The sequence below is a fragment of the Desulfovibrio intestinalis genome, from assembly GCF_014202345.1.
Classification (GTDB): domain Bacteria; phylum Desulfobacterota; class Desulfovibrionia; order Desulfovibrionales; family Desulfovibrionaceae; genus Desulfovibrio; species Desulfovibrio intestinalis.
This window is the reverse complement of the sequence record NZ_JACHGO010000003.1, coordinates 24310-41688: the sequence shown is the minus strand read 5'-3', so window position 1 is coordinate 41688 and position 17379 is coordinate 24310. Positions and strand designations below refer to the sequence as shown.

Genomic DNA, 17379 nt, shown 5'->3' with positions numbered 1-17379 from the left:
TGTATCACAAAAGATGTGATGTGCAGGCTCGTCTTGTGCCTTATCGTGCTGTTTCCTAAAACTCACTATTTTAATTATGCTATTGGGAGATTTTTTACGGTTAATGTGTGGGGTGAATATCCTGAATAGGTAATCAATGGCATAGTCGTATCGATTTTTTTTGCCGTTGGCTGGTTCGAAGAAATGAACCCACTTCTAGGTGTGGCTACTACACAAAATTTTAAGTTGATTTTTTTTGGACATAAAACCGGATATTATTTTTTTAAATTAAAAATTTATTGTTTTATTACAGAATGTTAAAAGATATTTTAGATCCCACCCTCTCCGCCACAAGTAAATAAAAAGAGCTGACTACTTTCGTAATCAGCTCTTTTTTATGTTCAAATTTATGGTGTGCCTAAGGGCAATTCGTGATTCCATTCGTGATCCAATAAAAAATGATCCGATAATTAATGCGAGACAGATGTTCACGCTTTTTTCAGAAAGTACAAAAATTTAGGCACATTGTGCCCATGTTAAAACCTGTTCTTGTGCAATCCCCCTGCAATAGTTTGCAATCCGCTGCCTAGTACGCAACGGACATTCCCCTCCAAGGCCAGCAGAGCCCCGCACAGTTCAGTGGGATAGCTAACACCGGGGGATTTCGTAAAAAAATACAATCTGCCCCCATCAGAAACCACTACTTCAAGTGGTATACGCAGTGGGATAAGGTCTAAGCTCCCCTATAGATCAATCAGAGCGCGGCTCACAAGCTCAGTAATCAACTCTTGAGCGGAACATTCATTGGGGGGTTTTATTTCCGTCCGATAAATAATTTGTGCGGTTGATTCCCCTATGGCCGGGCCAAGGAATATCGGCTCTACACCCAGCAATATCCAATCCGGATTAGTACTTTTATGTTTTAATAGCTTGATGAGCCATTCCGCGGGAATAGCTCGTCTTTTTTTGGCGTCGGAAATAGACGATTGACGAATACCTAGAAATTTTGCCAGTTCTACTTGTGTTTTTGTATTTGTAACACTTTGAATCCGCATCATAATTTCATTGAATGTTACGTCATTGATTTTTTGCATCTTCATTCTGCCAGCCAAGAGGAAAATTGTTCGCTCCAACCTCGCATCTACAAATCTGGTCAAATTTTGAGGTTTGCGAGTAGCTATAGCTTTACATCGAGTATTTATAACTACTCGATTGAAAAAAATCTAGAGCTAAAATGGCAATATGGAAGATGATGAAAAAATTACCCGTCGCTTTATGCCTGACGTATTGAGGCGCTACAGAGACAACGCAGGGCTATCTCAACAAGAACTTGCTGACAGTATAGGTGTCAGCAAAGGATTCATTTCTGCGCTTGAAGGTGGGCGAAGCGTTCCCAACCTTGATAGGCTGGTTCAGATTGCGGATGCCCTGCAAGTAAGCCCCGGTGAACTGGTCAATGCCATGCTTGAAAATGCTGCAAAAGAACTCGGCAGAAAGATACATGTAAAGATAAAATAAACAATAATTTCCAGAGTCTAATGAAATAATGGAACAAGACTTTTTATGTCAAAGCTTTGGGGCTATTATCAAGTCAGCACGCCTTCGCAAGGGGCTGACCCAATATCAACTGGCTGATGCCGCAGGTGTTGGCCGACGATTCATTCAAGGTGTGGAAAATGGTCACCACGAGGCCAAGATCTCCACACTTTTCCATATGGCAAACGCAATGGAAGTCTCGCCAATGGTTTTGATTGGTGAGCTTGAACACGCTATGCACACTGGTAAATTTCCCGATTCAATCGTTGAAAACTTACCCGCAAAAAAGATTGGGCGGCCACAAAAAAACAAAGCCGTGTCCGACTGATAAAATACAAAATTGATATTGTGCCAGTAATGAGCAGCCAGTCTTCATCTCGCCAGGCAGCTTAAGCCCCACGCCCCCTCAAATCTCGCCGTAAAGCTACATACTTCTTTTCATGCAGGCCCAAGTTTAACGGCAAAATCTTGCGCATCCTCCAATACCAATGCGCTGTCATTCCTCCAGTATCGGCAGATCGCTGTCAGCTTTTAACCTGCCCTCGCCCACACCATTACTCCCTGCCCCCATATGGCATTGTCAGCACCTTGGTGCTAATGTGTCCATAAGCATCGCTGCACCACAACGACGCAGCAGGCATTCACGTTACATCCTCACCAGAAAGAGGCTCCTCTTTACCCGATTCACATCTCAGCCAGGAGGCAGATCATGACGCGCCGCGATCTTATCAAACTCCTCAGTATATTGGGCGTCAGCAGCATGCTGCCCTTCGGGCACAGCGCCTTTGCCGCCGCCCAGCCCTCACTGCCCATCCCGCCCCTGTTGCGGCCAGACGCCAATGGCCGCATTCGCCTGAAGATACAGCAAGGCCAAAGCCAATGGGGGCATCACCCCACGGCAACCTGGGGCTATAACGGCCCGTTGCTCGGCCCGGCCCTGTCGTTGCAGCGCGGGCAAAAAGTACAGATGGAAGTGGAAAACGCCCTGAACGAAAGCACCGTTGTGCATTGGCACGGCCTCGAAATTCCCGGCATTGTCGATGGCGGGCCGCAGTCGTCCATTGCCCCCGGCGGAATATGGAAACCGGAGCTTGTCATCGACCAGCCAGCGGCGACCTGCTGGCTTCATCCGCATCCGCACGCAAAAACGGGCCGTCAGGTGGCTATGGGCCTTGCTGGCCTGATACTCATCAGCGACGACGAAAGCCAGCGCCTGCCCCTGCCCAAAACCTGGGGTGTGGATGACATCCCGGTTATCCTGCAGGACAAGCGCCTGAACGCAGCCGGGCAGATCGACTACACGATGGACGACATCAGCGCTGCCGTGGGCTGGTTTGGCGACCTTATGCTGACCAACGGCAGCCCATACCCGCAACACGCCGCCCCGCGCGGCTGGCTGCGCCTGCGGCTGCTCAATGGCAGCAATGCCCGATCCATGCGGCTGGCTGCCAGTGATAGCCGCCCCTTGTACGTCATTGCCAGCGACGGGGGCTTTCTTGCAGAGCCCGTAAAGCTGACGGAACTGCCCATCCTTATGGGCGAACGCTTTGAGGTGCTTGTTGACTTGCGCGACGGCAAGGCCTTTGACCTCGTAACCCTGCCCGTCAAGCAAATGGGTATGACCCTGCCGCCGTTTGACCGCCCCCTGCCCGTGCTGCGCATACAACCCACTGAAAGCAAGGGAAATACGGTGCTGCCAGACCAGCTTGCCGCCCTGCCGCCCCTGCCGAAACTTGACGGGCTGCCCGTCAGAACGCTGAAACTCTCTATGAATCCCATACTCGACCAGCGGGGCATGGAGCAGTTGATGCAGCGCTACGGTCACGCGGCAATGGCCGGAATGAGCATGGATATGCACAGCGGGGCAACGGCAGCCTCCGATCCGCATGCGGGGCACGGATCAATGGACATGTCCTCCGCCGGGCAGGACATGGGCCACAATATGAATCAGGGCATGAACCACAACATGGGCCAAAGCCAGAATGCTGCTATGGGCCACTCCATGTCCGACATGCCCAATCAGGGAATGGACCACGGCGCAATGACTATGGACGCGCCACAGCAGGCTCCGGGCCAGTTTGACCTCTGGCGCAGCAATTACATCAACGGGCAGGCCTTCATGATGAACAAGCCCATGTTCGATGCCAAAAAGGGCCAGTACGAGCGGTGGATTATCTCTGGCGTCGGCGACATGATGCTGCACCCCTTCCATATTCACGGCACGCAGTTCCGCATTTTGTCAGAGGATGGAGCGCCGCCGCAAAAGCATCGCAGTGGATTCAAGGATATTGTCCGCGTTGAGGGCAAGGTAAGCGAGGTGCTGGTGCGCTTTGACCACCTGGCCCCAAAGGAACACGCCTACATGGCCCATTGTCATTTGCTGGAGCATGAAGACACCGGTATGATGCTGGCATTCACGGTGAGCGGATAGAGCAATTTACAAATAAAATGAGTCAATTGCTCTGCAAGGATTTACCTACAAATCCTTGCGGAAAAATAGGCGTAGGTGAGCTTTGCTCCCGTAACGAGGCTACTTCATGTGCAAAACACCCTAACGCAGCAGATTGCAGCACCTGCGCGGGTAACGCCGCATTGCAGCGCATAAAACAAGAGGGAGGCTACAGCCTCCCTCTTGTTATTCGAAACTTCCCCTCAGCCACAAACTTTGACAGAAACCTGAAGCTACACAGCCCACCAGTAGAAGAGGGCCTGCGGCACACGTGCCCTAGAAGCTCGCCCTACTGCTCAAGCTGGCGCAGCAAATCTGCCATAAAATCGTCCAGCCTGTTCTGCGCGTCTTGGTCCAGCCCCAACACACTGGCGGAGTGCAGCTGTTTTGCACTTAACTGATCTACCACGGGCAAAGCGACACGGCGTTCAGGCAAATGCTCCAGAGCGGGAAGGTTCGCGGCCTGCTCTGCGGTGGCACGGTTCAAGATCAGAGTCTGTTTTTTCAGGCCCAGATCAGCAGCCATGCGCGACACCTGCTCCGCTGTTTGCAGCGAACGCATGCTTGGTTCCGAAACCACAAGCAGGTGATCCACATGCGCCACAGTGCCCCGACCAAGATGCTCCACCCCGGCTTCCATATCTACCAGCACCCAGTCGTTCCGCTCCAGCACCAGATGCGCCAGCAGGGCCTTGAGCAACGCGCTGGCTTCACAGGCGCAGCCGCCATTGGCCGAAGTTACCGCCCCCATAACCAGCAGGCGCTTTTCGCCCACAGGCTTGTCGCCCAGCGGCGGCCCGCAAACCTCCAACGGAGCTGAAAGAATTTCGGGCAAATCGCTGACATGCGGGTTCAGCATCATCATGCCGCCCTGCCCCGCTGGCCGTATGCGCTCCTGAACAAGTTCGGGCCGCTGGCTCAGGGCAATGGGCATTTCTGCCGCGCTCAACCCGCAAGCCTGCCCCAGCGACAAAGCCGTATCCGCATCCACCAGCCACACGTTATGCCCCTGGCGCGCAAGGTAGTCGCCAAGCCAGGCCGTCATGGTGGTTTTGCCCACGCCCCCCTTGCCGGAAACAGCAATCTTCATAACAACTCCTGAAACAACGTGGCGTTAAATTACCCTGGCGGATCGTGAAAGCATTCGTGCCGCGCGGCGAAAGCTTAGGGAAACGCTGTTTTATTCCATTTGGCAGCGTTGCTTCACTTTTTTGAAACAGTCGAGGACGAAAGAGTCCACTTCTGCTTCAAAAAAGATTGCGCCTTGCCAAACGAAACAACTGCGCGTTTCCAGGAGGCTTTTTAATCAGTGCTCCTTAAAGCCTTCGCCGCTACGGCACAATGCCATATTGTATTACGCGTTCAGGCCAAGGGCCTTGCGCTTGCTTGTGACGCGCTGGTTCAGCAGCTCCGCCGCTTTCACCGGGTCAGGTTCCACCACAAAGGATGCGCCCACCAGATCTTCCAGACCGTTAAGGGCAATATCCGTCACCACCTGCGAGCCCAGAATATTGGGCGGCAGGCCAAGGTGCGTGTACACGCCGCTGGCAACGGCATACAGACCAATGGCCGCGGCTTTTTCCGAATACCATTCCGGCGCGGAGGCCACCACAGGCAGATCAGAAATATCCACGCCAAGGCTGTTGGCGATCAGCGCGCACAATTGCAAGATGCGGGCGTTATCCACACAACTGCCCATATGCAGCACGGGCGGTATGCCCAGCGCGCCGCACAGGTTGCGCAGCCCCGGCCCGGCCATTTCCGCCCCTTCGGGCATCAGCAGCCCGGCCTTGCCCGCAGCCGTCGTCACGCAGCCCGTAACAAGCACCATAATGTCATTCTTGATGAGTTCCTTGATGATGCCAACATTGGCCGAGTCCTGCTTGATCTTGGGATTGTTGCAGCCCACCACCGCCGCGAAACCGCGCACGGTTCCCGCCTTGACGGCGTCCAGCAGAGGTTCAAGCGAACCGCCCAGTGCCTCAAGAATGGCCTCGTTGGAAAATCCGGTCATGATGTCCACTGGCTCCACGGGAATGTCCACCCGGCCAGGGTCGCGCTCGGCAAAGGCTTCAATAGCCATATGCAGGATTTTGTGCGCTTCTTCGCGTGCATTTTCAGGCGTAAAATTCATGTGAATGGCCCCGGTAAAACGGGCCTTGGCGGCAGTGTCGATGAAACGGGTATGGTAGCAGGCCGAAATCTGCACAAGACTCGGCATAATGCACTGATAGTCCACCACCACAGCTTCTACCGCGCCTGTTACAATGGCCAGCTCGGTCATGAGGTGGTTGCCCGCCATCGGGATACCCTGACGCATGAGCAATTCGTTGCCAGTACAGCACAGCCCGGCCACGGTGATGCCCTCGGCCCCGGCCTTTTTGGCCAGTGCGATCATTTCCGGCTCACGGGCGGCCATAAGTATCATTTCGGAAACCACGGGATTATGCCCGTGTACCAGTATGTTGACGGTTTCCTTTTTGATGACGCCCAGGTTCACAGTGGACTTGCGCGGGGTAGGAGTGCCGAAAAGAATGTCGCACAGTTCTGTGGCGATCATTGATCCGGCCCATCCGTCAGACAGGGCGCAACGGGCCGCGTGCAGCATTGTGTTGGGTGCGTCGTTGTCGCAGCCCATATGGGTGCGGTGCATCATTTCGGCAATTTCACGGTCAACGCCGCGCGGTGTAATACCCAGCTTATCCCATACTTCCTTACGCTTGGCAGGAACACGCGACACAAAGTTCACTGCTTTGCGTCTGCTGCCAAAGTCGCTGTAACAGGCGTCCACCACATCGGCGGCCACGTCAATTATGGCCCGACCTTCAACGGCGATGCCCAGTTCAGCCGCGATGCGCGTCAGTTTGGCGGCATCACGAATCTGGTAATTGGCGGCATGACCTTCCACCACCGCTTCAAGGGTTTCGATAACGTCCCGGCCATGATCGGAATGCCCGGCAGAACCGCCAGCAATAAAGCGCCCGAAGTTGCGCGCCACAATAACGTCCGCATCTGCCCCGCATACCCCGCGTGAAAGCTTGCCACCGGGTTCGGCCTTGGCGCTGATGCGGCACGGCCCCATGACGCAGTTGCGGCAGGTTGTGCCGAGTTCACAAAAACGGCAGTGCGGCGTCTGCTGCGCCAACCTGTCCCATGCGGTTTCAACGCCGTCTTTGCGCGCCTTTTCAAGCATGCGCTGGGCGTCTTCCCAAATAGACATTTCGGTAATGTCAGTCAGCTTGTCTTTCATAACGTCCTCGCTCACGCTGAGTGTTGCTGCCGTCAGGCAGGGCACGCAATTGCATGCCTTTGATACCAACATAGCATTATACAGGGAATTCGTCTGTCAGCTACACGACAAAAGGATCGGTCCGTTTCAGTGGGGGCGGTGCGGCGCGCCGCAGCAAAGGCAAAAAATGATCCGGCTGGCGCAGGGCTGCGGATCTGAAACCCAGGCGGTAAAACATACGCGGCGGCATGTCGGTTTTCCGGGTTCACGGCCGCCGGGCAGGCTGATACGTTCAGGGCCGGGAAGACTCAAGGAAGCACTGACCAAAGAACCTTTTGGAACCGCGCAGTTGTTTCGTTTGTCAAGGCGCGATCTTTTTTGAAGCAGGAGTGGACTCTTCCGCCCTCGGCTGTTTCAAATAAAGAGAAGTAACGCCGCCAAACGGAATACATCAGCGTTTCCTTAATGCAGCAGTTCGCGCAGACGGTCTTCGTCCAGAATGCGGTACAGGCCGCGCTGCTCTTTTTGCAGAATGCCAAGGCGGGTAAAGTCGGTCAGCAGGGTGGAAATGGTCTGACGCGAAGTGCCGAGCGTTTGCGCCAGCATTTCGCCAGAAAGGGGCAGCCGGATAAGCCGCTCCTGCGTTTTTTCGTCACTTTCGTGGGCAAGGTCGATCAGCAGCCGAGCCAGGCGCACGGTCACATCGCGCAGGGCAAGGCCGTCAATAATGCTGAAACAGCTTTTCAGCATACCGCCCAGTACCCGCACAATAGGCACGGTGAACTCGGGTATGGTCATCATACATCGGTTGAAAGTGGGGGTATCAAGCAGCAGAAGAACCGCGTCTTCCAGCACCTGCACAAAAGCGTTGGAATGGCTCACATAGAGGTCGCCGGGCTTGAGAAAGGCAATAGTGAACTCCCGGTCGCCATAGGAAAGATAAATGCGCACCAGACCGGATTTAACGATGAAAACAAAATTGTCTTCCTGCGGATTGTGTGGCTCCTGCTCCGCAAGGTCGTCTTCATACTGGGGGGAAAAAATTATGGCCTGCCGTACATAGCGCCTTTCATGAAAGGCCGACAGCAAGGGGGCAAGCTCAGGCCGCGCCAGCTCATCAAGCAGGTTGATATTACTGAATTTCATGCAGCCCCCTTTTGCATCTCTTCTTGAGCAGACCAACTTTGAAATGCATTATCTTTCAAAGTTGTCATTCTGCCGGAAAATGCGATTTTTGACAGAATCCGCGCCGCGTTGCGGCGCACTGCATGCTTGTACAGCGTTAGAGTTTTTGAATTTTTTCAAAGGTAAAATGTCTAATTTCCGCAATTCGCTGCCGCTAGGGCGCTCAGAAGTTTCCAGAACCGGGGCGGCTTGCGGCCCTGCTCAAAACCAGAGGCTGGTCTGACGGGCCATGCGGGCACCAAGAGAATAGACGCTGCACGAAGAGTGTCAACACAAAGGACATGCTGGCATAGAAAAGCCAACATGTCCTTTGCGAATAAATACCGGTGAATGCCACAACTGTGTAGCTATGACGAGAACGACACTTCGGGGCCATGCCCTGTAAAACACAAACCCTCCCGGGGGAATCTGTTCTGGTTATTGCGGGGCACCTCACACCGCTGATCCATACGCGATGGCTGCCCGCCTTGCCTCCTACGCCGGAGGCAGGTATTTTTTAAAATCGATATCGTATTTTTTCATTTTATAATAAATAATACGATATGTTATATTCAAATCCCGCGCAGCCTGATGGATATTGCCCCCGGCCTTCACAAGGGCGGCTGCAATAAGTTCGCGCTCAACATTGGCCACAGTTTCCGTCAATCCCAGATTGCCTGTAGTCCAGTTGTGTATGCCACTCTTTTCATTTTGCAGCATGCCCGGCAGATGGTGTGAACGCAGCACGGCGTCGTCACAAATAAGCACGGCCCTTTCAAGAACATTTCGTAGTTCACGCACGTTGCCCGGCCAGTGGTAGCCAAGCAGAATATCGATGGCCGGGGTTGAAACACGCCGCACAGGCCGCCCGTATTCCTTGCTGAACATCTCGATAAAGTGCTCTACCATCGGCAAAATGTCTTCTGGCCGCTCCCGCAGCGGCGGAATGAAAATGGGAAAGACATTGATGCGGTAGTACAGATCTTCGCGAAACAGCCCCTGCTCCACCAGCTCTTCCAGCGGACGGTTGGTTGCGCACACCAGACGCACGTCCACCTTGATACGCCGTTCATCCCCAAGGGGCTGAATCTCGCCTTCCTGCAAGGCCCGCAGCACCTTGGCCTGGGCAATGGGCGACAGGTCACCCACCTCATCCAGAAAAAGCGTGCCCGTGTCTGCCTGACGAAACATGCCAGCGCGGTTTTGCACCGCCCCGGTAAAAGCGCCCTTGCGCCAGCCGAACAGCTCGCCTTCAATAAGCTCTGAAGGCAAAGCCGCGCAGTTGAGCATGACCAGCGGATTATTGCGCCGCGGGCTCGCCGCGTGCAGGGCTTGCGCCATAAGTTCCTTACCCACGCCCGATTCGCCCCGCAGCAACACCGTTGCCTTGCCCGCCCCGGCCTGTGTCAGCCGCCGCAACACATGATGCAGGCTTTTGGAACGCGCAATGATGGACGAAGGCAGACCGCTGGCCACAGGTTCGTCAGCCAGTATGCAGGCATGCCTTCGGCTCAGTTCTTCCTGCAACCGGGCAACCTGCCTGCCAACCAGCGTGGCGACTGTCTGCAAAAAGCGTCGGCGCAGCTCCAGCTCTTCCTGAGGCGCTGTGGGCGTATCCGCGCTGAGAATCCCCACCACCTCGGACTTGTCGCCGTTTTCCACATGCACGGGCACACAGATGAAGGCCAGCCGGGCCATTTCCTCTTCGCTACGGCCAAACAGGCGATTCTTAAAATCCGCCCGCCCGCGCATACATGACACAATAATGGACCGGCCCTCGGCAAAGACCTGCCCAGTAATACCGGAACCCGGCGCGTAGGCAGCCTCCGGCGCGTCGGCCTGCCCATAGGACAACGAGAGACGCAGCTCGCCGCTGTCAGGGTCCTGCACCACAATGTGCGGCCTGTCGAAATGCATGTCTTCAGCGAGGGCCGCCAAAAGTTCCTGCAAGGATTCTTGAAAGGGATGACCAGGAGAAAGGGCCGTCAGCACCCGGTCGAGGGTATCCAGACACTGGCCCGCATCCATAAAGGACAAGAGGGGTGGCACGTCGCTATGCACGGTGGCCTCACTTCCAGGATTGAACCGGGGACTCCCGGTACGGACAATATCCGCGCAAAGCGGAAATGGCGTGCCCGCCCGCTGGCGGAGCACGGGGCACACGGCAACAGACATGCCCGCCTGCCGTTGCCTGACTGAAACCTGGGGGGAGGTGGAGCCGAAAGACTCCAAAGGTACAGCGACATCTCGGTTTTTCAGCATGGCCTTTGCGGCCAGCCGGAGCCTGAGCCCTGATGGGCCGTACTCCTTATGCACCTGAAACATACCCGCAGGCTGCCCTGACGTCAAAAACAATCCGTGCCTCCAACCCGGATGCCGCCCGGCCCACAATCACTTCCTTGATCGTATCTGCGCTGCCGACCGCGCGGGATGCGTGTATACGATATTGAAACAATTATCTTTTTTAGCTTCAACACGCTTCAAGAAGGTCATTCAGAACGCTGCATTACGCCATTGTGTGCAGCCTCCTCTCCCAATTCCCTCCATAGTTTCAAAAATGTATCAAGTTTGTTTTTTTGAGCTGATTTGTTTCTTCATAAATTAGCAAATACTCATAGTTAACAAATTTATCTCTCTTTCTGCGCATGTGGCCTGTACAGCACAAAATAGTACTGCAAACTGTCTTCTCTGACGAACAACATTAAACATATTAGCCCATTATACAAAGGGCACACTTTCTGCACAAAACGTGACAAGCGCATACGGCGCGCTAACCATCAAAGCAAGAGGGAATCTCATGCGTCAGGTAGCAATTTACGGAAAGGGCGGCATCGGCAAGTCCACCACCACACAGAACCTAAACGCTGGTCTCGGCGAAATGGGCAAGAACATCATGATCGTGGGCTGTGACCCCAAGGCGGACTCAACCCGTCTTATCCTCGGCGGTCTGGCCCAGCAGAGCGTGCTCGACACCCTGCGTGAAGAAGGTGAGGACATCGACCTTGATCTGGTGCTCAAAGAAGGCTTCAAGGGTATCCGCTGCGTGGAATCCGGCGGTCCCGAACCGGGTGTGGGCTGCGCCGGGCGCGGCATCATCACCTCCATCGGCCTGCTTGAACGCCTTGGCGCCTATACCGAAGACCTTGACTACGTTTTCTATGACGTTTTGGGCGATGTTGTCTGCGGCGGTTTCGCCATGCCCATCCGCGAAGGCAAAGCCCAGGAAATTTACATCGTGGCTTCGGGCGAAATGATGGCGCTCTACGCCGCCAACAACATCTGCAAGGGTGTAAAAAAATACGCCAATACCGGCGGCGTGCGCCTGGGCGGCATCATCTGCAACAGCCGCAAGGTTGACGGCGAGGCCGATCTTGTGGCCGCCGTTGCCAAGGAAATCGGCAGCCAGATGATCCACTTTGTTCCCCGCGACAACATGGTGCAACGCGCTGAAATCAACAAGCAAACGGTTATCGAGTTCGACCCCACCTGCGGTCAGGCTGATGAATATCGCGCTTTGGCAAACAAGATTGACGGCAACGACATGTTCGTCATTCCCAAGCCCCTCAGCCAGGAAAGGCTTGAAGAGCTGCTTATGGAGCACGGCATTCTGGACGCGTAGGAACATTGCGCTGGAGATACGCAGTACATATGCAACCGTCCGCCCGAAACGGCGCCGCGCAAACAGACCGCGCGAAACCCCACAAGGGACGGATTTCCCCAACTGCCGGAGCAGCTGTGCTGCTTCAGGCAACGCAAGATAAGGGAGAACACCAAATGCAGATGATCCGCACCATCATTCGCCCCGAAAAAACCACCGAAGTGCTTTCCGAGCTTATGTCCGCCGGGTTTCCCGCAGTGACCAAGCTGGATGTCGTGGGCCGGGGCAAGCAAAAAGGCATCATGGTCGGCGATGTGCAATACGACGAAATACCCAAGCAAATGCTCATGCTTGTGGTTAACGATGAAGATAAAGACGACGCCGTGCGCGTAATCCTGCGCGTGGCCCGTACGGGCGAAAACGGACATTACGGTGACGGACGCGTTTTTGTGTCGTCCGTCAGCGAGGCATGGACCATCAGCACCGGCAAGGCCGGTTTGTAGGAGGCCGCCATGCAGGAGATTGTCGCCATCGTCCGGGCCAATATGGTTGGCCCCACAAAAGAAGCCCTGACCAAAGCGGGCTGCCCCTCCTTCAGCTGCACCAAATGTCTCGGGCGGGGCAAAAAAGGAATGGATAACGCCACCCTGCGTATGGTTATGGAAAACGGCGAACTGCCGCGCACCCCCACCGGGGAATCTCTGACCGAGGTGGGCCGTCTCATCCCCAAGCGGCTGTTCAACATCTGTGTGCCCGACAACAAGGCGGAAGCCGTGGTTAAGGCCATCATTGAAGCCAACGGCACGAGCCACCCCGGCGACGGCAAAATATTCGTCATGCCGGTGGAAGAATCCTACGTGGTCCGCACGGGCGAGCGCGTTGACGCATAAGGAAGGTAGTTATGACTATGGACGCCAGCGCCAGAGTGCTTGAGCGTTATAACGCCAAGGTATTCAAGAATCGTAAGGAGCACATGCTCCGCATCAATCCGGATGAAGCGCAACAAATCACGGCCAACACCCGCGCCATACCCGGCATAATGACCAACCGCGGCTGCTGTTACGCGGGCTGCAAGGGCGTGGTGCTCGGGCCCATCAAGGATATGGTGCTCATCACGCACGGTCCCGTGGGCTGCGGTTTCTACAGTTGGGGCACACGCCGCAACAAGGCCAGGGCTGAAGAGGGTGAGCCCAACTTCACCCAGTACTGCTTCACCACCGACCTGCAGGAACCTGACATCGTTTTTGGCGGCACCAAAAAGCTCAAGGCCGCCATTGATGAAGTCATGCAGCTCATGAACCCGAAAACCATCATGATCGCGGCCACCTGCCCCGTGGGTCTCATCGGCGACGACATTCAGGCCGTGGCAACCGAGGCCGAGCAGCAATACGGCATCCGCTGCGTGGCCTACAACTGTGAAGGCTATAAAGGCGTCAGTCAGTCAGCCGGGCACCATATTGCCAACAACGGCCTCATGAAACGAGTCATCGGCACGGGCAGCTACGAACCTGCCTCCAAGTATTCCATCAATATTCTGGGCGAATACAACATCGGCGGCGACGGTTGGGAACAGGAACGCATACTGAGAAAAATCGGCTACGAGGTGGTTTCCGTCTTCACGGGCGACGGCGAAATCGAACGCATCGCCAGTTCCCACAAGGCCAACCTCAATCTCGTGCAGTGCCACCGCTCCATCAACTACATCGCTGAAATGATGAAGATCAAGTACGGCGTGGACTGGCTCAAGGTCAACTTCATCGGCCTTGAAGGAACCATAGAAAGTCTGCGCCATATGGCAGCCTACTTTGGCGACCCGGCCCTTGCCCAACGCACGGAAGAAGTCATTGCCGAAGAACTGGCCGAGGTTCAGGACGAAATGGCCGCCGCCAAGGCCCGTCTTGATGGGCTTACCGCCGCGCTTTTTGTGGGCGGCAGCCGCTCGCACCACTATCAGGGACTGCTCAAGGAACTGGGCGTGCGCACCGTGCTGGCAGGCTACGAATTCGGCCACCGCGACGACTACGAAGGCCGCGAAGTCATCCCCGACATCAAGGACGACGCCGACAGCAAGAACATCGAACACATCACCGTGGAAAAGGACGAGAAGAAATACCACGCCTACCTCACCCAAGAAGAGTACGACAAGCTTGCCGCGCTGATTCCTCTTGAAAAATACGACGGCATGATCCGCGATATGGACGCGGGAACCTTCGTGGTGGACGACCTCAATATGTACGAGGCCGACAAGTTTATGGAAGTTCTCAAGCCGGACATGTTTTTCTCCGGCATCAAGGACAAGTATGCCCTGCAAAAGGCGGGAACGCTCTCACGCCAGCTGCACAGCTATGACTACAGCGGCCCTTACGCGGGCTTCAAGGGCGCTGTGCAGTTCGCCAAAGACGTTTGCCTGGGCTACTTCACCCCGGCGTGGCACATGGTCACTCCGCCCTGGAAGACCCGCGCCACCCTGCAAGGCACAGTGGGAGAAAAGTAATGCTCGACCTCACACCCAAGACACATATCAATCGTACGGGCGCACTCATCAACCCCTGCAAGACCTGTCAGCCTGTGGGCGCGCTTCTGGCGGCCCTGGGCGTGCACAACTGCATGCCTTACAGCCACGGCTCGCAAGGGTGCGTATCCTATCACCGCACCTATTTGAGCCGCCATTTCAAAGAACCTGCCATTGCCTGCACCAGCTCCTTCACTGAAGGCGCGTGCGTGTTCGGCGGCGGGGCCAACATCCGCCAGGGCGCCAAAAACGTCTTTGACGTGTACGATCCCGACGTCATCGCCGTACACACCACCTGTCTTTCCGAAACCATCGGCGACGACCTCAATACCTATATTGAGGAGATGGACATTCCCGACGGCAAACTTGTGGTGCACTGCAACACGCCGAGTTACGTGGGGTCGCACGTCACGGGCTTTGCCAACATGATGGCCGGATTCATCAAGTATCTGGCAGCCAAGGGCAAAACCACGGAAACCGTGGGGGTGTTTCCCGGTTTCGTGAACCCCGGCGACATCCGCGAATACAAGCATTTGCTCAAGCGCATGAAGATCAGGAACATCATGTTCCCCGACTGCTCCAACGTTATGGATGCCCCGATGACAGGCGAATACAAGATGTATCCTGACGGCGGCACCACCATTGACGAAATCCGCGCGCTCGGGTCCTGCCGCAAGGTACTGGCCCTTGGCCGCCTCACCAGTGAGGAGCCTGCCAGCCAGCTCAAGCGTAAATGCGGTGTGGAATACGACCTTCTGCCCCTGCCGTTGGGCCTTGCAGACACCGACACCTTCATTATGGCCCTCGCCTCGCTCAACGGCGGCGATGTGGACGCCTACCTTGAAGAAGAACGCGGCCGCCTGCTTGACCTCATGCTGGACGCCAATCCTTACTTCTACGGCAAAAAAGTGGCCGTGTACGGCGACCCCGACACCGTGCTTGGTCTGGCCCGCTTCTGTCTCGAACTGGGCATGACCCCAAGCTATGTACTGACGGGCACCCCCGGTGAAGCCTTTGTCAGGCTGGCCACGGCCATGTTCAAGGAATACGGCAAGGAATCGCAGTGCCGGGCCTTTGCCGCCAAAGACCTCTTTGACCTGCACCAGTTCATCAAGAACGAACCTGTGGATCTTCTGCTGGGCAATTCACACGGCAAGCAGATAGCCAAGGCCGAAAACATTCCCCTGGTACGGGCGGGCTTTCCCGTGCTCGACCGCTACGGCCACGGCTCGCAGACCATTGTGGGCTACCGGGGGGCTTTCAACCTGGCCACAAAGATCGCAGACGCCCTTATGGACGAATACGACCGCCACTGCGCGGATGAAGATCTGGAACTTGTTATGTAGGGCCACATGGCCGCAATCGGGCGGGGCCGCCACGGTCCCGCCCCGCAAGGGGGTTCCCCATGTCCACTGAAATACTTGAAGAACGCCGCCAGTCCATCCAGACCAAGGAAGACAAGGGCGCGGAAAATGCGAAGGGGAACAGCGGCGGCTGCGGCGGCAACGGCATGCGTTGCGACACGGCCAGCGTGGCCGGAGCCGTAAGCCAGCGGGCATGCGTATACTGCGGCGCGCGCGTGGTGCTCAACCCCATTACCGATGCGTTTCATATCGTACATGGCCCTATCGGCTGCGCCAGCTACACCTGGGACATCCGCGGCAGCCTGACCAGCGGGTCGGAGCTGTTCCGCAACAGTTTTTCCACTGATCTTCAGGAAAAAGACATCGTCTTTGGCGGGGCGGAAAAGCTCACTGCCGCCATTGACGAAGCCGTGGCCAACTACGCCCCCAAGCTCATCTTTGTATATGCCACCTGTATAGTGGGCGTCATTGGCGACGACGTGGAAGCCGTTTGCAGTCAGGCCGAAAAAAAGCACGGCATCCGCGTTATCGCCGTCAAGGCTCCGGGCTTTTCGGGCACCAAGTCCACTGGCTACCGCATGGCCTGCAACGCACTCATGCAGCTCATGCTGCCCCACGCAGACCAGCCCAAGGTTCAGGGCGTCAACATTCTTGGCGACTACAATCTGGCCGGAGAAATGTGGATCATTAAAAACTACCTGCGCGATATGGGCATTCCCGTGGTTTCCGCCATCACCGGCGACGCGGCCTATGAATCGCTCATTAAGGCTCCTGCGGCCCAGCTGAATATTGTGCAGTGCGCCGGGTCCATGATGTACCTCGCCCGCCGTATGGAAGATGAACTGGGCGTGCCCTGGATGCGCGCAAGCTTCTTTGGCGTGGAAGACACCTCCACCGCCTTGCGGCAGGTGGCGGAGCGGCTGGGCGACGCGCAGGCCCTGCAATACGCCGAAACCATTATCGGCAGACGCTCCGTGGAAGCCACAGATTTTCTTGACCGCTACAAACCCCACTTTGTGGGCAAAAAGGCTGCCATTTTCGTAGGCGGCGGCTTCAAGGCCATCTCGCTCATACGCCAGTTCAACGAAATGGGCATTGAAACCGTGCTTGTGGGCACGCAGACAGGCAAACCCGAAGACTATGAAATCATCGCAGGCCTGGTGAACCCCGGCACAGTCATTCTGGACGACGCCAACCCGGCGGAGCTGGAAGCCTTCATGAAGGAAAAGGGAGCGGACATTCTGGTGGGCGGCGTCAAGGAGCGCCCGCTGGCATACAAGCTGGGCATTGCCTTCTGCGACCACAATCATGAACGCAAGCACGCCCTGGGCGGTTTTGAAGGTGTGGAAAACTTCACCCGTGAGGTGAACCTTTCCCTTAACAGCCCCGTATGGAGCCACACACGCGGGGCAGACTCCTACGCCGCCACGGCCGCTACACAGGCAGCCTTGGTACGTCAGGCCCTGTCAGCAACACACGTATAGCCAAGTCGCACAGCCAAGCCGCATTACAAGACCGCGCCGCTTCCGCCCGCGGAAACAAGGAGAC

14 protein-coding genes are annotated in these 17379 nt (G+C 55.8%); 9 read left to right on the top strand and 5 right to left on the bottom strand.

Features of this window, described 5'->3' with window-relative positions; translation table 11 throughout:
- Positions 1–722: 722 nt before the first annotated feature.
- A complete protein-coding gene (locus HNQ38_RS05420) occupies positions 723–1079 on the bottom strand; it encodes a helix-turn-helix domain-containing protein (RefSeq protein ID WP_183718414.1) in 357 nt (118 codons plus the stop codon).
- 142 nt (positions 1080–1221) lie between these two features.
- Between HNQ38_RS05420 and HNQ38_RS05415 the strand changes: the two genes are divergently transcribed.
- The 3 genes from HNQ38_RS05415 to cueO all read left to right on the top strand — a co-directional run bounded on the left by HNQ38_RS05415 (position 1222) and on the right by cueO (position 3946).
- Positions 1222–1497 carry a helix-turn-helix domain-containing protein gene (locus HNQ38_RS05415; protein WP_183718413.1) on the top strand — a complete coding sequence of 92 codons (276 nt, stop codon included), beginning with the start codon at positions 1222–1224 and terminating at the stop codon, positions 1495–1497.
- 28 nt (positions 1498–1525) lie between these two features.
- On the top strand, positions 1526–1843 hold the full coding sequence (locus HNQ38_RS05410) for a helix-turn-helix domain-containing protein (RefSeq protein WP_183718412.1): 318 nt from the start codon (positions 1526–1528) through the stop codon (positions 1841–1843).
- Between the two features lie 381 nt (positions 1844–2224).
- Complete coding sequence (gene cueO, locus HNQ38_RS05405) at positions 2225–3946, top strand: multicopper oxidase CueO (protein ID WP_183718411.1); 1722 nt, start codon at positions 2225–2227, stop codon at positions 3944–3946.
- 307 nt (positions 3947–4253) lie between these two features.
- Here the strand turns inward: cueO and HNQ38_RS05400 are convergent, their stop codons facing one another.
- The 4 genes from HNQ38_RS05400 to HNQ38_RS05385 form a co-directional block, all read right to left on the bottom strand.
- Positions 4254–5054: an ATP-binding protein gene (locus HNQ38_RS05400; RefSeq protein WP_183718410.1), complete on the bottom strand. Its 801-nt coding sequence runs from the start codon at positions 5052–5054 to the stop codon at positions 4254–4256.
- 264 nt (positions 5055–5318) lie between these two features.
- Positions 5319–7214: an anaerobic carbon-monoxide dehydrogenase catalytic subunit gene (gene cooS, locus HNQ38_RS05395; protein WP_183718409.1), complete on the bottom strand. Its 1896-nt coding sequence runs from the start codon at positions 7212–7214 to the stop codon at positions 5319–5321.
- Between the two features lie 441 nt (positions 7215–7655).
- Positions 7656–8339: a Crp/Fnr family transcriptional regulator gene (locus tag HNQ38_RS05390; protein WP_183718408.1), complete on the bottom strand. Its 684-nt coding sequence runs from the start codon at positions 8337–8339 to the stop codon at positions 7656–7658.
- A gap of 513 nt (positions 8340–8852) precedes the next feature.
- A complete protein-coding gene (locus HNQ38_RS05385; protein WP_246388010.1) occupies positions 8853–10712 on the bottom strand; it encodes a sigma-54-dependent Fis family transcriptional regulator in 1860 nt (619 codons plus the stop codon).
- Between the two features lie 442 nt (positions 10713–11154).
- Between HNQ38_RS05385 and nifH the strand changes: the two genes are divergently transcribed.
- Genes nifH through nifE form a run of 6 tightly spaced genes read left to right on the top strand, consistent with a single transcriptional unit; the run spans position 11155 to position 17315 of the window.
- Positions 11155–11976: a nitrogenase iron protein gene (gene nifH, locus HNQ38_RS05380; RefSeq protein ID WP_183718407.1), complete on the top strand. Its 822-nt coding sequence runs from the start codon at positions 11155–11157 to the stop codon at positions 11974–11976.
- Between the two features lie 29 nt (positions 11977–12005).
- Positions 12006–12458 carry a P-II family nitrogen regulator gene (locus tag HNQ38_RS05375; protein ID WP_343060105.1) on the top strand — a complete coding sequence of 151 codons (453 nt, stop codon included), beginning with the start codon at positions 12006–12008 and terminating at the stop codon, positions 12456–12458.
- A 9-nt stretch (positions 12459–12467) separates the two neighbouring features.
- A complete protein-coding gene (locus tag HNQ38_RS05370; RefSeq protein WP_183718406.1) occupies positions 12468–12845 on the top strand; it encodes a P-II family nitrogen regulator in 378 nt (125 codons plus the stop codon).
- Positions 12846–12856: 11 nt separating this feature from the next.
- Positions 12857–14449 carry a nitrogenase component I subunit alpha gene (locus HNQ38_RS05365; RefSeq protein WP_221277831.1) on the top strand — a complete coding sequence of 531 codons (1593 nt, stop codon included), beginning with the start codon at positions 12857–12859 and terminating at the stop codon, positions 14447–14449.
- Complete coding sequence (locus tag HNQ38_RS05360) at positions 14449–15813, top strand: nitrogenase component 1 (protein WP_183718405.1); 1365 nt, start codon at positions 14449–14451, stop codon at positions 15811–15813. The genes HNQ38_RS05365 and HNQ38_RS05360 overlap by 1 nt, the downstream gene beginning before the upstream one ends.
- A 59-nt stretch (positions 15814–15872) precedes the next feature.
- The gene (gene nifE, locus HNQ38_RS05355) at positions 15873–17315 is read left to right on the top strand and encodes a nitrogenase iron-molybdenum cofactor biosynthesis protein NifE (protein ID WP_183718404.1); all 1443 of its coding nucleotides are present in this window, start codon (positions 15873–15875) and stop codon (positions 17313–17315) included.
- Positions 17316–17379 lie beyond the last annotated feature (64 nt).